The sequence below is a fragment of the Pseudomonas onubensis genome, assembly GCF_965653655.1.
Classification (GTDB): Bacteria; Pseudomonadota; Gammaproteobacteria; order Pseudomonadales; family Pseudomonadaceae; genus Aquipseudomonas.
Map to the genome: position 1 here is coordinate 1 of NZ_CBFHAZ010000081.1, position 16,310 is coordinate 16,310.

Below are 16,310 nucleotides of genomic sequence, written 5' to 3' on the forward strand. Positions count from 1 at the left end.
GTCGCCTCTCGACGCCGGTAGCACAGTGGCAAACCTACAGATCTCCCAGGGTAATTCGCGCGACCTTCCTGCTTATGCCTGTCGGATATACGTCGTAGCGTTCCGTGCAAGTATTGGGCTTTAACGACTTATGCCGTCTTACCCCGCTACGCCGCCTCTATCCGCTTCCTGTTCGTCAGGCCAGCATTTTGCCTCGGGCTTCCTTCAGATTCGCAGTCACCCGCGACACCCTTGCCTCTGGCTGACACTTCCCCTTGCCGGGTGTGTAGAGGACTTTCACCTCCAAGTCACCAGCGAGGCCACCACAGCCAAGCTGGTTGCGCTTCGCGCAACGCGCCATGCCTGGCGCACATAAAAAAGCCCCGACAAGGTCGAGGCTTTTTTCATTCAGCCGACTCAGTCATCGCTGACAGTGATGGTCGGCATCGCCGGTGCCGCCGCTTCCTGCAGGACGATCCGCGCGCCCACATGACGGGCCAGTTCCTGGTACACCATAGCGATCGGTCCATCAGGCTCGGCGGCCACGGTCGGCTTGCCGCCGTCGGCCTGCTCACGAATTTCCATCGCCAGCGGCAACGACGCCAGCAACTCAACCCCGTATTGGGTCGCCAACTTCTCGCCGCCGCCTTCGCCGAACAAATGTTCGGCGTGGCCGCAGTTGGAGCAGATGTGTACCGCCATGTTTTCAACAACGCCCAGCACCGGGATGTTGACCTTGCGGAACATCTCCACGCCTTTTCTGGCATCCAGCAGCGCCAGGTCCTGAGGCGTGGTCACGATCACCGAACCGGCCACCGGCACCTTTTGCGCCAGTGTCAGCTGGATATCGCCAGTGCCTGGCGGCATGTCGATCACCAGGTAATCGAGGTCGCCCCAGGCGGTCTGGGTGACCAGTTGCAGCAAGGCGCCAGAGACCATCGGCCCGCGCCAGACCATCGGCGTGTTGTCGTCGGTGAGGAAGGCCATGGACATCACTTCCACGCCCAGCGACTCGATGGGCACAAACCACTTCTGGTCCTTGACCTTGGGCCGTGTGCCTTCGGCGATGCCGAACATCACGCCCTGGCTTGGTCCGTAGATATCGGCGTCGAGGATGCCCACGCGCGCCCCCTCTCGGGCCAGCGCCAGCGCCAGGTTGGCGGCGGTGGTGGATTTACCCACGCCACCCTTGCCGGAGGCCACGGCGATGACATTCTTGACGTTGGCCAGGCCCGGAATCTGCGCCTGGGCCTTGTGCGCGGCGATCACGCACTGGATGTCGACCTTGGCCGAACGCACGCCCTCCAGGCCTTCGATGGCCATTTGCAGCATCTGCGCCCAGCCACTCTTGAACAAACCGGCGGCATAGCCCAGTTCCAACTGGACCGACACCTGGTCGCCCTGGACTTCAATGGCACGTACACAGCCGGCGCTGACCGGGTCCTGGTTCAAATAGGGGTCGGTGTACTGGCGAAGAACGGCTTCCACCGCTGCGCGATTGACGGCGCTCATGGGCTACTCCCGAAAAAAGACTGACTGAAACAGGCGGCTATCCTAACCGTTCCGGCCGCCCAGCGGCATGCTTTCGAGCCTTGGGAAGATTCAGAAACAGCACCACGGGGTGAAATATATTTCCCGGCGCTTTATAGTGGCCGACCTCCGTTTCATCAAGTAGCCGAGCCCCATGTCCGAGCCACGCAAGATCCTCGTCACCAGCGCCCTGCCCTATGCCAATGGTTCCATCCATCTTGGCCATATGCTTGAGTACATCCAGACCGATATGTGGGTGCGCTTCCAGAAGCATCGCGGCAACCAATGCATTTATGTCTGCGCGGACGACGCCCACGGTTCGGCCATCATGTTGCGCGCCGAGAAGGAAGGCATCACCCCGGAACAACTGATCGCCAATGTGCAGGCTGAACACAGCGCCGACTTTGCCGAGTTCCTGGTGGACTTTGACAACTTTCACTCGACCCACTCCGAAGAAAACCGCGAGCTGTCGAGCCAGATCTACCTGCGCTTGAAGGAAGCCGGGCACATCGACCAGCGTTCGGTGACCCAGTATTTCGACCCGGAAAAGAAAATGTTCCTGGCCGACCGCTTCATCAAGGGCACTTGCCCTAAATGCGGCACCGAAGACCAGTACGGCGACAACTGCGAAAAATGTGGTGCGACCTATGCACCGACTGACTTGAAGAACCCGAAGTCGGCAATCTCCGGCGCCACCCCGGTGCTCAAGGATTCCCAGCACTTCTTCTTCAAGCTCCCGGATTTCCAGCAGATGCTGCAAACCTGGACCCGCAGCGGCACCTTGCAGGACGCCGTGGCCAACAAACTCTCCGAATGGCTCGACAGCGGCCTGCAGCAATGGGACATCTCCCGCGATGCGCCGTACTTCGGCTTCGAGATCCCGGGCGAGCCGGGCAAGTACTTCTATGTGTGGCTGGACGCGCCGATTGGCTACATGGCCAGCTTCAAGAACCTCTGCGACCGTACGCCGGGGCTGGACTTTGACGCTTACTGGGCCAAGGACTCCACCGCCGAGCTGTACCACTTCATCGGCAAAGACATCGTTAACTTCCACGCGCTGTTCTGGCCGGCCATGCTCGAAGGCTCAGGCTATCGTAAGCCGACCGGTATCGCCGTGCACGGCTACCTGACGGTCAATGGCCAGAAAATGTCCAAGTCCCGTGGCACCTTTATCAAGGCGCGCACTTACCTGGACCACCTGTCGCCGGAATACCTGCGCTACTACTACGCCGCCAAGCTGGGCCGTGGGGTCGACGACCTGGACCTGAACCTGGAAGACTTCGTACAGAAGGTCAACTCGGACCTGGTCGGCAAAGTGGTCAATATTGCCAGCCGTTGCGCCGGGTTTATCCACAAGGGCAATGCCGGTTTACTGGTGGCTGAAAACGCCGCTCCGGAACTGACCGAAGCCTTCCTGGCCGCCGCGCCAAGCATCGCCGACGCCTATGAAGCCCGTGACTTTGCCCGCGCCATGCGCGAGATCATGGGCCTGGCCGACCGCGCCAACGCCTGGATCGCCGACAAGGCGCCGTGGTCGCTGAACAAGCAGGAAGGCAAGCAAGCAGAAGTCCAGGCAATCTGCGCCACGGGCGTCAACCTGTTCCGTCAGTTGGTAATCTTCCTCAAGCCAGTGCTGCCCTTGCTGGCCGCTGATGCCGAGGCGTTCCTCAACGTCGCGCCGCTGACCTGGAACGACCACGCCACCCTGCTCGGCAACCACCAGTTGAACGAGTTCAAACCATTGATGACGCGTATTGACCCTGTGAAAGTCCAGGCCATGACCGACGCTTCGAAAGAAGACCTGGTCGCCAGCCAGACCGACACCGGTTCGGCTGCGCCCGCCGGTAACGGTGAGCTGGCCAAGGATCCGATCTCGGCAGAAATCGACTTCGACGCCTTTGCCGCCGTTGACCTGCGCGTTGCGCTGATCGTCAAGGCCGAGGCCGTAGAAGGTGCCGACAAGCTGCTGCGCCTGACCCTGGACCTGGGTGGCGAACAACGTAACGTGTTCTCCGGCATCAAGAGCGCCTACCCGGACCCGTCCAAGCTCGATGGTCGCCTGACCATGATGATCGCCAACCTCAAGCCACGCAAAATGAAGTTCGGTATCTCCGAAGGCATGGTGATGGCAGCCGGCCCTGGCGGCGAAGAGATCTACCTGTTGAGCCCTGACAGCGGCGCCAAGCCGGGTCAGCGCATCAAGTAAGCCTGCAAAACAGCCCTGTCGTTTCGGCGACAGGGCTTTTCAGCTAGTCCCCTTTTCCAGCTTGCCGGATAATCAGCCTCTGTTTGTTTAACCGGCATGCCAATGATCCCCCCATGACTCTGATTCAACGTATCGACGCGCTACTGCCGCAGACCCAATGCGGCAAATGCGGGCATCCGGGTTGCAAGCCTTACGCCGAGGGTATCGCGCAAGGCGAGGCGATCAACAAGTGCCCGCCCGGTGGGCAGGAAACCATTGCTGGCCTGGCCCACCTGTTGCGCGTGCCGGTGTTGGAACTGGACACCACTCGCGGCGAAGCCCCAGCCCAGGTCGCCTACATCCGCGAAGCCGAGTGCATCGGCTGCACCAAGTGCATTCAGGCATGCCCGGTGGATGCGATTGTCGGCGCCGCCAAGTTGATGCACACCGTGATCATGGATGAGTGCACCGGCTGCGACCTGTGTGTTGCGCCCTGCCCTGTGGACTGCATCGAAATGCGCCCAGCGACCACGGTGCTGGCGATTGTCGGCGGCCTGGCGACCAATGATCTGCAACACCAGGAGCGTACTCTCAAGCGCGACCGCGCGCGGCGGCGCTTTGAGCAACGCAATGCGCGGCTGCAACGCGAGGAAGCGCATAAGCTCGCCGAGCGCCTGGCGCGGGCTAAACGTTCGGCACCGCCGGCTGCCCCCGTTGCAGCCGATGACACTCAAGCGGCCCGGGATACAGCGGTCAAGAAAGCCAAGATCGCCGTTGCCATGAGCCGTGCCCAACTGCATAAATCCCTCAAGGCATTTGGACATCCACCGACCTTTGAGCAGCAGTCGCAGTTGATCGTGCTGCAACAGCAGTTCGAAGCGGCGGAGCAGGCGCTGGACGCCCTGGAAGTACAGAGCACACCGATGCCTGCAACCGCGCCCAGTAACGGCGCCGACCTCAAGCGCGCTAAAATCCAGCTGGCCATGCGCCGCGCTGAATTGAAGAAAGCCCAGGATCTAAACGCTGCCCCACAGCAACTGGCCGAGGCGCAAAGCAACCTCGATGACGCGCAACGCCAAGTGGATGCGCATAACAGCGCATAACCCGGCGATAAACCCTGCCCTGTGTATTGCTACAATCGCGCTGATCGCCTGCAAGGAAACAACTGCCCCATGAACGCCGCAAAACGCCTGGAAATTTTCCGCAGGTTTCATGAAGACAATCCGGAACCCAAGACCGAGCTGGCCTATTCGTCGCCGTTCGAGTTGCTGATTGCGGTAATCCTGTCGGCACAATCCACGGACGTTGGCGTCAATAAGGCTACGGCCAAGCTGTACCCGGTGGCCAATACGCCAGCCGCCATTTACGCCCTGGGTGTGGAGGGTTTGTCGGAGTACATCAAGACGATCGGCCTGTACAACAGCAAGGCCAAGAACGTCATTGAGACCTGCCGCCTGTTGGTTGAGTTGCACGGCAGTGAAGTGCCGCAAACCCGCGAAGCCCTGGAAGCCCTTCCAGGCGTGGGCCGCAAAACCGCCAACGTGGTGCTCAATACCGCGTTCCGGCAACTGACCATGGCAGTGGACACGCATATTTTCCGCGTCAGCAACCGAACCGGCATCGCGCGCGGCAAGAATGTGGTCGAGGTAGAAAAGCAGCTGATGAAGTTTGTACCCAAGCCCTATCTGCTCGACTCCCACCACTGGCTGATCCTGCACGGGCGCTACGTATGCCAGGCCCGCAAGCCTCGCTGCGGGAGTTGCCGTATCGAGGACCTGTGTGAATACAAGGACAAAACCTCCGACGATTGAGCGTTCATTAGTTTTCTCGATCAGTCGATTGAAAAAATCTTTTTTACCCGTTCGTGGATTATCGTTATAAGGGGCGCCAACGGCAGTCTTAGCCTGGAGTTAACCTTATGAGCACTGGCAAAGAACAACTGGATGTAGAAGACGATCTGACGGATGACGAAGGGGACGCCCCTGTGGCAGAGGTGGCCAAGACCAATTTGAGCAAACGCCGCACTATCGACAACCTGCTGGAAGAGCGACGCTTGCAAAAACAACTGGCCGATTACGACTTCGACCTCTGATCGATGCGCTGACGGCCGGAAGCCTCCCTGACGGAGGCTTTTTTTTGCCGGTTTTTCAGGTTTGGGTGTACAACCGCACCCGTGTCTACACGAGGCCGTTGCGCTGGGCCAGCTCGATCAAGTCCACAAGGGAACGTGCATTAAGCTTGAGCAATAGGCGTGTCTTGTAGGTGCTGACGGTTTTGTTGCTCAGGAACATGCCGTCGGCGATTTCCTTGTTGGTTTTGCCTCGGGCCAGTTGCTGCAGCACCATCATCTCGCGACCCGACAAGCGTTCAACCATGTCCGCCTCGCTGGCATTGCCCATGGTCGAGCGTACCGAGTTGAGCGCCTGGTTGGGAAAATAGCTGTAGCCGGAGAGCACCGCCTTGATAGCGCTCAACAACTCCGTCAGGTCCTGCTGCTTGCACACGTAGCCCGCCGCCCCCGCCTGCATGCAGCGCATGGAAAAATGGCCAGGCGCCTGAGACGTCAGCACCAGCACCTTGACGGGCGCAGCCTGCTTGGTAGACGCCAGGCGACAGATAACTTCCAAGCCATCGAGTTTGGGTATCCCGATATCCAGAATGACAATGTCCGGCATATGTTCCCGTGCAAGTTGCAACGCATCGACGCCGTTATCAGTCTCGGCAACGACTTCATAACCATGACGTTCCATTAGCATGCGCACAGCAAGACGAATGACGGGATGATCATCCACGATCAGCACTTTATTCATGAGAAAGTCCAATTTCGCTGTTCGAATTATTTAGAGCAAGCACAATAGCCTAGTCGTTTCCTAGTTGGCATAGCGCTCCCCCCCAAGCAACAGCAAGCAGAGACCCAACCCACAACGATATAGGAATTAACCTACAAAAAAACACAAACTCTGGCGCATACGGTTTTATGGAGCCCTTCAGAACTTTCCGGGGCCATACATATTTTGAGTGAAATATGCACCGCAAAATGGGTATGAGGTAAATGTACCGCACATGACTTTCAGGAAATATCCCTTGCTTGTCGCCGCAAGGCCAGCGAACAGCTGAAAAAAAATCAACTGTTTTAGTTCCATTCAACATACCTGTTTACATCCCTATTTCCTACAGAAGTTTCAGCGCCCTACATACTCGCTGTACTTAGGTAGTGAATTTTCCGTAAGACATAGTTCCTGTACAGGTGTAAAAAATTCATTCAGTCGTACAGAAATAAACACGCCATCGCTGAAACGGCCGCGTTCAACTTCGATATTCAACAAAACTTAAACGACAGCGCATCGCTTAAACATCAGGCTGTATTTAAGGCACCTGCCTTTATATGCAGACAAAAAAATGGCCCCTTGAACAAGGGGCCATTTTTTACAACGAGGGCAGCACTCAGAACAGCTTGCGACCCTTGTTGGCGGCGATGCGCATACGCAGCGCGTTCAGCTTGATGAAGCCTGCCGCGTCTGCCTGGTTGTAGGCGCCGCCGTCTTCTTCGAAGGTGGCGATGTTGGCGTCGAACAGCGACTCATCGGACTTGCGGCCAGTAACGATCACGTTGCCCTTGTACAGCTTCAGGCGCACAACGCCGTTCACGTGAACCTGGGAGGCGTCGATCATCTGTTGCAGCATCAGACGCTCCGGGCTCCACCAGTAACCGGTGTAGATCAGGCTGGCGTACTTGGGCATCAGCTCGTCTTTGAGGTGAGCCACTTCGCGATCCAGGGTGATCGACTCAATGGCGCGGTGGGCGCGCAGCATGATGGTGCCACCCGGGGTTTCGTAGCAGCCACGGGACTTCATGCCCACGTAGCGGTTCTCGACGATATCGAGACGGCCGATACCGTGTTCGCCACCGATACGGTTCAGGGTCGCCAGCACAGTGGCCGGGGTCATTTCGACGCCGTCCAGTGCAACGATGTCGCCGTTACGGTAGGTCAGTTCCAGGTACTGGGCCTTGTCTGGAGCGTTCTCCGGGGAGACGGTCCATTTCCACATATCTTCTTCGTGCTCGGTCCAGGTGTCTTCCAGCACGCCGCCTTCATAGGAGATGTGCAGCAAGTTGGCGTCCATCGAGTACGGGGACTTCTTCTTGCCGTGACGCTCGATCGGGATCGCGTGCTTTTCAGCGTAATCCATCAGCTTTTCACGGGACAGCAGGTCCCATTCACGCCAAGGAGCAATCACTTTCACGCCTGGCTTGAGGGCGTAGGCACCCAGTTCGAAACGCACCTGGTCGTTGCCCTTGCCGGTAGCGCCATGGGAAATGGCGTCGGCGCCGGTTTCGTTGGCGATTTCGATCAGGCGTTTGGCGATCAGCGGACGTGCGATGGAAGTACCCAGCAGGTACTCGCCTTCGTAGACGGTGTTGGCGCGAAACATCGGGAAGACGAAATCGCGGACGAATTCTTCGCGCAGGTCGTCAATGTAGATCTCTTTCACGCCCATGGCTTGCGCCTTGGCACGTGCAGGTTCGACCTCTTCGCCCTGACCCAGGTCAGCGGTGAAGGTCACCACTTCACAGTTATAAGTATCCTGCAGCCACTTGAGGATCACCGAAGTGTCCAGGCCGCCGGAATACGCGAGAACGACCTTGTTTACGTCGGCCATGCCATCACTCCACGGGGTTGTACGGAAAGCCGTCGATTCTACCGACCAAAACCGTGAATTTACAGAGGCGCGACAGCAAATGAAGATAAAGCGACAGATTATGTCGAGCGGGCGACCGATGGTCGCACCTTATGACGTGTGTGCCGCGCTGCTCGGGCCAGTGGCCTGGGGCGCCGGTTTCTCTGGGGCCGCCACGCGTTCGAGCTGAATATTCACGCGACGGTTGCGGGCGCGGTTGGCGGCATTGGTATTGGGCGCCAGTGGGTAACTTTCACCGTGAAAACGCAGGGTGATCTGCGATTCCTGGATGCCATTGGCCTTGAAGTAGTCCATCACTGCCAGGGCACGACGACGCGAAACGTCACGGTTGGTCAGGCGGTTACCGCTGTTGTCTGAGTGGCCATTCAGTTCGACGTGGTTAACCGTCGGGTCGGCTTTCATGAACGCGAGAATCACGTCCAGCCTCTTCTTGGCGGCGGCGTCCAACTCGATACCGCCACCGGGGAAGCCGACTTCAGTCTGTTTGACCTGATCGTAATTCATCGGCAACAGCTTGGTGGTACACAGTTGATAGTCGTTGAAGGCCTTGTTGAATTTCACTGGCAACAGGCGGATTTCCGAGTAGCCGCCCTCACGCCCGTAATGCCGCACGGTGGGGCTGCGCCCTTCGAGCAAGCCGGTGAACAAACGCCCGGCCTGGGCCTGGGAGCTGTTGAACAGCACATCGCCACTGCCCACACGCACGGCGCCCAGGTTGATATCACCACGGCCCGGCTGCCAGGGTGCAGCCGCCGCCAACAAGGTCGCCGAGCCTGCACCGAGCGCGCCGCTGTAGGCTTTGAGGCGAAATGTGGCCTGCTCGCCGGCCCGGCGCACGAACTCACCCGAGCCGAAATCGGTAATCGGCTGGGTCAGGCGGCACTCGAACTGGTCGCCTTCCACCTTCCACTCAATATTTTCCAGACGTGTCTGGAATGTAAGTGCCATCGCAGGCAGGCTGGCGAACACACTGAGCAGGGCTAGATAATGCTGGCGCACGGGAGGCTCCACTGGTTTCTACAACACTTCAAAGCGTCATACGTCGTTAAGGCATACTCAGGGATATCGGACACGTGCGGCAAAACTTGATAGCGAGTGCCTGCAAGAGTCTTTTCCGGTAGCATTCCCACCAGATTGACCCGCCTGGAATCCCCAATGTCCGACCGCCTGACCCTGCTGCGTCCCGACGACTGGCATATTCATCTTCGCGATGGTGCTGCGTTACCCCAAACCGTGGCCGATGTAGCGCGCACGTTTGGCCGCGCGATTATCATGCCTAACCTGGTACCTCCGGTGCGTAATGCCGAGCAAGCCGATGCCTATCGCCAGCGTATCCTCGCTGCACGACCGGCCGGCAGCCGCTTCGAACCGTTGATGGTGCTCTACCTCACTGACCGTACCGAGCCTGCCGAGATTCGCGAAGCCAAGGCCAGCGGTTTCGTATACGCCGCCAAGCTGTACCCGGCGGGCGCGACCACCAACTCCGACTCCGGCGTGACCAGTATCGACAAGATCCTGCCGGCGATCGAAGCCATGGCTGAAGTCGGCATGCCGCTGCTGATCCACGGTGAAGTCACCCGTGGCGACGTGGATGTGTTTGATCGTGAAAAGATCTTCATCGACGAGCATATGCGCCGCGTGGTCGAGCTGTTCCCGACCCTCAAGGTCGTGTTCGAACACATCACCACCGCCGACGCCGTGCAGTTCGTCAACGAGGCTTCAGCCAACGTCGGCGCAACCATCACCGCGCATCACCTGCTCTACAACCGCAACCACATGCTGGTGGGCGGGATTCGTCCGCACTTCTATTGCCTGCCGATCCTCAAGCGCAACACTCACCAAGTGGCCTTGCTGGACGCCGCCACCAGCGGCAGCCCGAAGTTCTTCCTCGGTACCGACTCGGCGCCCCACGCCCAGCACGCCAAAGAAGCGGCATGCGGCTGTGCCGGTTGCTACACCGCGTATGCCGCCATCGAGCTGTATGCCGAAGCATTCGAGACGCGCAACGCCCTGGACAAGCTTGAAGCCTTCGCCAGCCTCAACGGCCCGCGTTTCTACGGCCTGCCGGCGAACACCGACCGCATTACCCTGGTTCGTGAAGACTGGACCGCCCCTGCCAGCCTGCCGTTTGGCGAGCTGACTGTTATCCCGCTGCGCGCCGGTGAAACACTGCGCTGGCGCCTGCTGGAGGAAAGCAAGTGAGTGAAGACCATTACGACGACGAACACGAGCACAGTGGTGGCGGCTCCCGCCACCCGATGGCCGAGCGGTTTCGCGGCTATCTGCCGGTTGTCATCGACGTAGAAACCGGTGGTTTCAACTGCGCCACCGACGCGTTGCTGGAAATCGCCGCGACCACCATCGGCATGGATGAGCAGGGCTTTGTGTTCCCGGAACACACCCACTTCTTCCGTGTGGAGCCGTTTGAAGGCGCAAATATCGAAGCTGCCGCCCTGGAGTTCACCGGGATCAAGCTCGATCACCCACTGCGCATGGCCGTGAGTGAAGAAGCGGCGCTGACCGATATCTTCCGTGGTGTGCGCAAAGCATTGAAGGCCAATGGCTGCAAACGCGCGATTCTGGTTGGCCACAACAGCAGTTTCGACCTGGGCTTCCTGAATGCTGCCGTGGCGCGGCTGGACATGAAGCGCAACCCGTTTCACCCGTTCTCCAGCTTCGACACCGCCACCCTCGCCGGTTTGGCCTATGGCCAGACGGTACTGGCGAAAGCCTGCCAGGCAGCCGGTATCGACTTTGACGGACGTGAGGCCCACTCGGCTCGCTACGACACCGAGAAGACTGCCGATCTGTTCTGCGGCATCGTCAATCGCTGGAAACAGATGGGCGGCTGGGAAGACTTCGGCGACTGACGCGGACGCCTTTGTGGTAAGGAAGCTTGTTGTGGCGAGGGAGCTTGCTCCCGCTGGGTTGCGCAGCGGCCCCCAATAAAACCGCCCCGGTTGACCTGTTAGACCGCGGTGTCAGGATTTGGGGCTGCTTCGCAGCCCAGCGGGAGCAAGCTCCCTCGCCACAGAAGCTTGCTCGCCACAACAGGCTTGCTCGCCACAGAGTCAAAAATGCGGTGCATAAAAAAACCGGCCCTCACAGGCCGGTTTTTTTGTACCTGAAACGAGGCTTACAGCTTGCCGGCGTTCTCGGTCAGGTAAGCCGCAACGCCTTCTGGCGAAGCGTTCATGCCTTTGTCGCCTTTTTTCCAGTTGGCAGGGCAGACTTCGCCGTGCTCTTCGTGGAATTGCAGCGCGTCGACCAGACGGATCAGCTCTTCCATGTTACGGCCCAGCGGCAGGTCGTTGATGATCTGCGAGCGTACAACGCCCTTGTCGTCGATCAGGAACGCGCCACGGAACGCCACGCCGCCTTCGGACTCAACGTCGTAGGCCTTGGCAATGTCGTGCTTCATGTCGGCAGCCATGGTGTATTTGACTTTGCCGATGCCGCCATCATTGATGGCGGTGTTGCGCCAGGCGTTGTGGGTGAAATGGGAGTCGATGGAAACGGCTACCACTTCAACGTTGCGCGCCTTGAAATCGTCCATGCGGTGGTCCAGAGCGATCAGCTCCGACGGGCACACGAAGGTGAAGTCCAACGGGTAGAAGAACACCAGGCCATATTTGCCTTTGATGGCTTCAGACAGTTTGAAGCTGTCTACGATTTCGCCATTGCCGAGGACGGCAGGTACGTCAAAATCCGGGGCTTGTTTGCCGACGAGTACGCTCATTGGGTATCTCCTGATGTAGGGGTGACGATTGAAGTAAAAGGACCGGCCCAAGTCTGGCGCAGTTAAGCGACAGCCCCGTGACGCAGTCACGCTTCGTGAAGACCGACCATCATACACTGAAAAAACCGTTCGTCAGCGCGCCGCAGGTACCTGGCAATACCCTGTGAATCTACTTTGACAATCATTCTCGTTAACATTAAGATCCATCGCACTTAAGCCTTAAACCCGCGATGGTTCTCCCTTATGTATGTCTGCCTCTGCACTGGCGTCACCGACGGACAAATCCGCGAAGCAATCTACGAAGGTTGCTGCAGCTACAAGGAAGTACGTGAAACCACCGGCGTTGCCAGCCAGTGCGGTAAATGTGCTTGCCTCGCCAAGCAAGTGGTACGGGAAACCCTGACGCAGCTGCAGACAGCCCAGGCAGCGCTCCCCTACTCAGCAGAATTTACACACGCTTAAATAGGCGCGTTTTGAAGAACCGGACTTAGTGTCCGGTTTTTTTATGCCCGTAATTCAATTAGTTAGCGCCAAGACGCGGAACACAAACATTCTTATTCCGATTAATTTTCATTTATTATTCAATAACTTAGGTTTGACACTAGGGATTTCGCCGCTCAAACTCCGCCTTATACACAGCTATTACAGGGCAGGACCCCAGTCATGAAAGGCGACATCTCAGTCATCCAGCAACTCAACAAAATCCTTGCCAATGAACTGGTCGCGATCAATCAGTACTTTCTGCATGCGCGCATGTATGACGATTGGGGCCTGGAAAAGCTCGGCAAGCGTGAATACAAAGAATCGATCAAGGCCATGAAGGACGCAGACGCGCTGATCAAGCGCATCCTGTTCCTGGAAGGCCTGCCGAACGTACAGGACCTGGGCAAGCTGAACATCGGCGAGCACACCCAGGAAATGATCAGCAGCGACCTCAAGTTCGAACAGAAGAGCCACAGCGACCTCAAGGCCGCCATTGCTCACTGCGAAACCAAAGGCGACTTCGGCAGCCGTGAGCTGCTGGAAGATATCCTGGAAGATCAGGAAGAGCACATCGACTGGCTGGAAACCCAGCTGGGCCTGATCGTTAAAGTCAGCCTGGAAAACTACCTGCAATCGCAGATGGGTGAATAATTGCTGAAGATCGTTCCCACTTGAGCATGGTTACGCAGAGCGTCACAGGATGCATTACCACGCGGAGCGTGGGAACGATCACAAAAAAGCCCCGCTCTCTTTCGAGAAGCGGGGCTTTTTATTGCTGGCGCATTACGCGTCAGTCTTGGCTGCCGCGTTTACCGCTGCTTCTTTGATCAGCGCTTGCAGCGAACCGTCAGCAGCCATCTCAGTGATGATATCGCTACCGCCGACCAGCTCACCGGCTACCCACAGTTGTGGGAAAGTTGGCCAGTTGGCGTACTTCGGCAGGTTGGCGCGGATTTCCGGGTTTTGCAGGATATCCACGTAGGCGAATTTTTCGCCGCACTGCATGATGGCCTGGGAAGCCTTCGCGGAGAAACCGCACTGAGGCGCGTTCGGGGCGCCCTTCATGTAAAGCAGAATGGTGTTATTGGCAATCTGCTCTTTGATCGTTTCGATGATATCCATGGAACACCTCGGCTGGAACTTTGCGACTCACAGGTCGGCACGGTGGCGCATTGTAACGCAAAATTCCAGCGCGGTGCTCGGGCCTTATGCGGCGGCCACCTGCACCGGCACGCCATTGAGCGCGGCGTTTCCAGACAATTCGTCCAATTGCCGCTCGTCGGTCAGGTCATTGGCACTGGCCCCGGGCTGCTCACTGGCGATGGTCATGCGCACGCCCGGCCGACCGTGCCCCCAGCCGTGAGGCAGGCTGACCACGCCGGGCATCATGTCCAGGCTCGCCACCACTTCCACTTCAATCTCGCCAATGCGTGAGCTGACGCGCACCCACTGCCCATCGCTCAATTGTCGGCTGGCCAGGTCGTCGGGATGCATATGCAGTTGATGGCGCGGCTTGCCCTTCACCAGGCGGTGATAGTTATGCATCCAGGAATTGTTGCTGCGTACATGCCGACGGCCGATCAGTAGCAATTCATTGACCATTGGCACCGGCTGGGCGGCAAAGCGCGCCAGGTCCGCCAGGATCACCGCAGGCGCCGCCTGCACGTGGCCATCGGCGGTTTTCAAGCGCGCGGCCAGGTTCGGCTTGAGCGGCCCCAGGTTCACGCCATGGGGATGCTCGGCGAGCATGGCCACCGACAGTTTGTGCTCGGACGCATCGCCATAGACCCCGGCGCGCAAGCCAAAGTCGATCATCTGTGCCGGCGCCATGGTCGGTTTGAGCACGGCGCCAGTGTGCGCAGCGAAGGCCTTGGCCAAACCGACAAAGATCTCCCAATCATGCAACGCGCCGGCAGGCTTGGGCAGAATCGCGCGATTGAAGCGGGTGACGTTACGCACCGCAAACATATTGAACGTGGTGTCGTAGTGATCGTTTTCCAGCGCCGAAGTAGACGGCAAGATCAGGTCGGCATAACGCGTGGTTTCGTTGATATACAGGTCGACGCTGACCATGAACTCCAAGCCGTCCAGCGCCTTCTCCAGTTGGCGACCGTTGGGCGTGGACAGCACCGGGTTTCCGGCCACCGTCACCAGGGCGCGGATCTGCCCTTCACCTTCGGTGAGCATTTCTTCGGCCAGGGCCGATACGGGCAACTCGCCACCGTACTCCGGTCGCCCGGACACCCGGCTTTGCCAGCGATTGAAGTGCCCACCGCCCGTGGAGGCCACCAGGTCCACCGCCGGCGTGGTGCACAGGGCGCCGCCGACACGGTCGAGGTTGCCCGTGACCAGATTGATCAATTGCACCAGCCAATGGCACAGTGTGCCGAATGCCTGGGTCGATACGCCCATGCGCCCGTAGCACACGGCCGTGTCCGCCGCCGCGAAGTCCCGCGCCAACTGGCGAATCTGCTCAGCCGGCACCGCACACTGGCGGCTCATGGCTTCAGCGGTAAACCCGGCAATCGCCTTGCGCACAGCCTCCAGGCCGGCAATCGGCAAATGGCTGTCGCGGGTCAGGTTTTCGCTGAACAAGGTATTGAGCAGCCCGAACAGCAACGCGGCGTCGCCACCGGGCCGCACGAACACATGTTGATCGGCAATCGCCGCCGTCTCGCTGCGCCGTGGGTCAACCACCACCACTTTGCCGCCACGCGCCTGGATGGCCTTGAGGCGTTTCTCCACATCGGGCACGGTCATGATGCTGCCGTTGGACGCCAACGGGTTACCGCCCAGGATCAGCATGAAGTCGGTGTGGTCGATATCCGGAATCGGCAGCAACAAGCCATGGCCGTACATCAGGTGGCTGGTGAGGTGATGGGGCAACTGGTCCACCGAGGTGGCGGAAAACCGATTACGCGTCTTCAGCAGGCCAAGGAAGTAGTTGCTGTGGGTCATCAACCCATAGTTATGCACGCTGGGGTTGCCCTGATACACCGCCACCGCGTTCTGCCCGTGCCGGGCCTGGATGCCTGCGAGGCGTTCGGCCACCAGTGCAAAGGCTTCGTTCCACGGGATCGGCTGCCAGTCGCTGCCCACGCGCAGCATGGGCTGGCGCAGGCGGTCGGGGTCGTTCTGGATGTCCTGCAGCGCCACGGCTTTCGGGCAAATGTGTCCGCGGCTGAAGGTGTCCAGCGGGTCGCCCTTGATGGAAGTGATCGCCAGGCTGCCGTCGTCGGCCTGGGTAGTTTCCAGGGTCAGGCCGCAGATGGCTTCACACAGATGGCAGGCACGGTGGTGGAGAGTCTTGGTCATGGCCAGTCTCTTTATTGGGCTTTGGCCCAACTATGGCCGGTCACTTGGATGCGCACCAGCAACGTTCGCCGCGTGAATCAAAGGGCATAGGCCAGACCGTGAGCAAATGTTTCAAAACTTGCTACAGCACCTCTGAAACCGACGCAGCCTGGCCCGAGCCCGCCCCCACACATTGCAAAAGGTCTCGGCGCCAGTGTACAAATGGGTCGCTGCTGTCAGGAATCAGTCTTCAAAAGCGCTCCGGCGCCCCTCTTGAACACCCTTAATAACCGTAGCCCTATTGGTAAGACGCGACATTTAATTATAAGATCGCGCCTTCCCCTATTTCGTCGCCCCGTGCGGCTTTCGCCGCAGGTCTCGCCCGTTGTCACAATAAAC

Annotated in this window: 15 protein-coding genes; 8 read left to right on the top strand and 7 right to left on the bottom strand. The window is 58.9% G+C overall.

The genetic code is table 11. The annotated features are described in order from the left end of the window. Window positions 1-396: 396 nt before the first annotated feature. Complete coding sequence (gene apbC, locus ACTD9P_RS22000) at window positions 397-1,491, bottom strand: iron-sulfur cluster carrier protein ApbC (protein ID WP_017137049.1); 1,095 nt, start codon at window positions 1,489-1,491, stop codon at window positions 397-399. A gap of 172 nt (window positions 1,492-1,663) precedes the next feature. Between apbC and metG the strand changes: the two genes are divergently transcribed. The 4 genes from metG (at window position 1,664) to ACTD9P_RS22020 (ending at window position 5,786) form a co-directional block, all read left to right on the top strand. Further along, window positions 1,664-3,715: a methionine--tRNA ligase gene (gene metG / locus ACTD9P_RS22005; RefSeq protein ID WP_438869346.1), complete on the top strand. Its 2,052-nt coding sequence runs from the start codon at window positions 1,664-1,666 to the stop codon at window positions 3,713-3,715. Window positions 3,716-3,798: 83 nt separating this feature from the next. After that, entirely contained in the window at window positions 3,799-4,797 is a 999-nt protein-coding gene (rsxB, locus tag ACTD9P_RS22010) for an electron transport complex subunit RsxB (protein ID WP_438869347.1), read from the top strand. Between the two features lie 69 nt (window positions 4,798-4,866). Then, window positions 4,867-5,505, top strand: coding sequence for an endonuclease III (gene nth, locus ACTD9P_RS22015; RefSeq protein ID WP_017137046.1), 639 nt, complete (start codon window positions 4,867-4,869; stop codon window positions 5,503-5,505). A gap of 107 nt (window positions 5,506-5,612) precedes the next feature. Next, the gene (locus ACTD9P_RS22020) at window positions 5,613-5,786 is read left to right on the top strand and encodes a PA3496 family putative envelope integrity protein (protein ID WP_438869348.1); all 174 of its coding nucleotides are present in this window, start codon (window positions 5,613-5,615) and stop codon (window positions 5,784-5,786) included. 85 nt (window positions 5,787-5,871) lie between these two features. Here ACTD9P_RS22020 and ACTD9P_RS22025 read toward each other — a convergent pair whose 3' ends face one another. The 3 genes from ACTD9P_RS22025 to ACTD9P_RS22035 form a co-directional block, all read right to left on the bottom strand. Next, window positions 5,872-6,504, bottom strand: a complete 633-nt coding sequence (locus ACTD9P_RS22025) for a response regulator transcription factor (RefSeq protein ID WP_138816592.1) — start codon at window positions 6,502-6,504, stop codon at window positions 5,872-5,874. Between the two features lie 634 nt (window positions 6,505-7,138). Then, window positions 7,139-8,356 carry an argininosuccinate synthase gene (locus ACTD9P_RS22030; RefSeq protein ID WP_003208700.1) on the bottom strand — a complete coding sequence of 406 codons (1,218 nt, stop codon included), beginning with the start codon at window positions 8,354-8,356 and terminating at the stop codon, window positions 7,139-7,141. A 129-nt stretch (window positions 8,357-8,485) separates the two neighbouring features. Next, the gene (locus tag ACTD9P_RS22035) at window positions 8,486-9,394 is read right to left on the bottom strand and encodes a flagellar protein MotY (RefSeq protein WP_438869349.1); all 909 of its coding nucleotides are present in this window, start codon (window positions 9,392-9,394) and stop codon (window positions 8,486-8,488) included. Window positions 9,395-9,550: 156 nt separating this feature from the next. Here ACTD9P_RS22035 and pyrC point away from each other — a divergent pair, with 156 nt between their 5' ends. Beyond that, complete coding sequence (gene pyrC, locus ACTD9P_RS22040) at window positions 9,551-10,597, top strand: dihydroorotase (protein ID WP_200433019.1); 1,047 nt, start codon at window positions 9,551-9,553, stop codon at window positions 10,595-10,597. Then, complete coding sequence (rnt, locus tag ACTD9P_RS22045) at window positions 10,594-11,265, top strand: ribonuclease T (RefSeq protein ID WP_017738287.1); 672 nt, start codon at window positions 10,594-10,596, stop codon at window positions 11,263-11,265. Before pyrC ends, rnt begins: the two co-directional genes overlap by 4 nt. Window positions 11,266-11,531: 266 nt before the next feature. Here the strand turns inward: rnt and ACTD9P_RS22050 are convergent, their stop codons facing one another. Then, window positions 11,532-12,134, bottom strand: coding sequence for a peroxiredoxin (locus ACTD9P_RS22050; RefSeq protein ID WP_003172097.1), 603 nt, complete (start codon window positions 12,132-12,134; stop codon window positions 11,532-11,534). Window positions 12,135-12,377: 243 nt separating this feature from the next. Here ACTD9P_RS22050 and ACTD9P_RS22055 point away from each other — a divergent pair, with 243 nt between their 5' ends. After that, window positions 12,378-12,596 carry a bacterioferritin-associated ferredoxin gene (locus tag ACTD9P_RS22055; protein WP_010564137.1) on the top strand — a complete coding sequence of 73 codons (219 nt, stop codon included), beginning with the start codon at window positions 12,378-12,380 and terminating at the stop codon, window positions 12,594-12,596. A 201-nt stretch (window positions 12,597-12,797) separates the two neighbouring features. Further along, entirely contained in the window at window positions 12,798-13,268 is a 471-nt protein-coding gene (gene bfr, locus ACTD9P_RS22060; protein WP_017137040.1) for a bacterioferritin, read from the top strand. 132 nt (window positions 13,269-13,400) lie between these two features. On the opposite strand, the gene grxD is transcribed toward bfr, so the two are convergent. Then, window positions 13,401-13,739: a Grx4 family monothiol glutaredoxin gene (gene grxD, locus ACTD9P_RS22065; protein WP_438869350.1), complete on the bottom strand. Its 339-nt coding sequence runs from the start codon at window positions 13,737-13,739 to the stop codon at window positions 13,401-13,403. 84 nt (window positions 13,740-13,823) lie between these two features. Then, window positions 13,824-15,932 carry a molybdopterin oxidoreductase family protein gene (locus ACTD9P_RS22070; protein ID WP_438869351.1) on the bottom strand — a complete coding sequence of 703 codons (2,109 nt, stop codon included), beginning with the start codon at window positions 15,930-15,932 and terminating at the stop codon, window positions 13,824-13,826. Window positions 15,933-16,310: the final 378 nt, after the last annotated feature.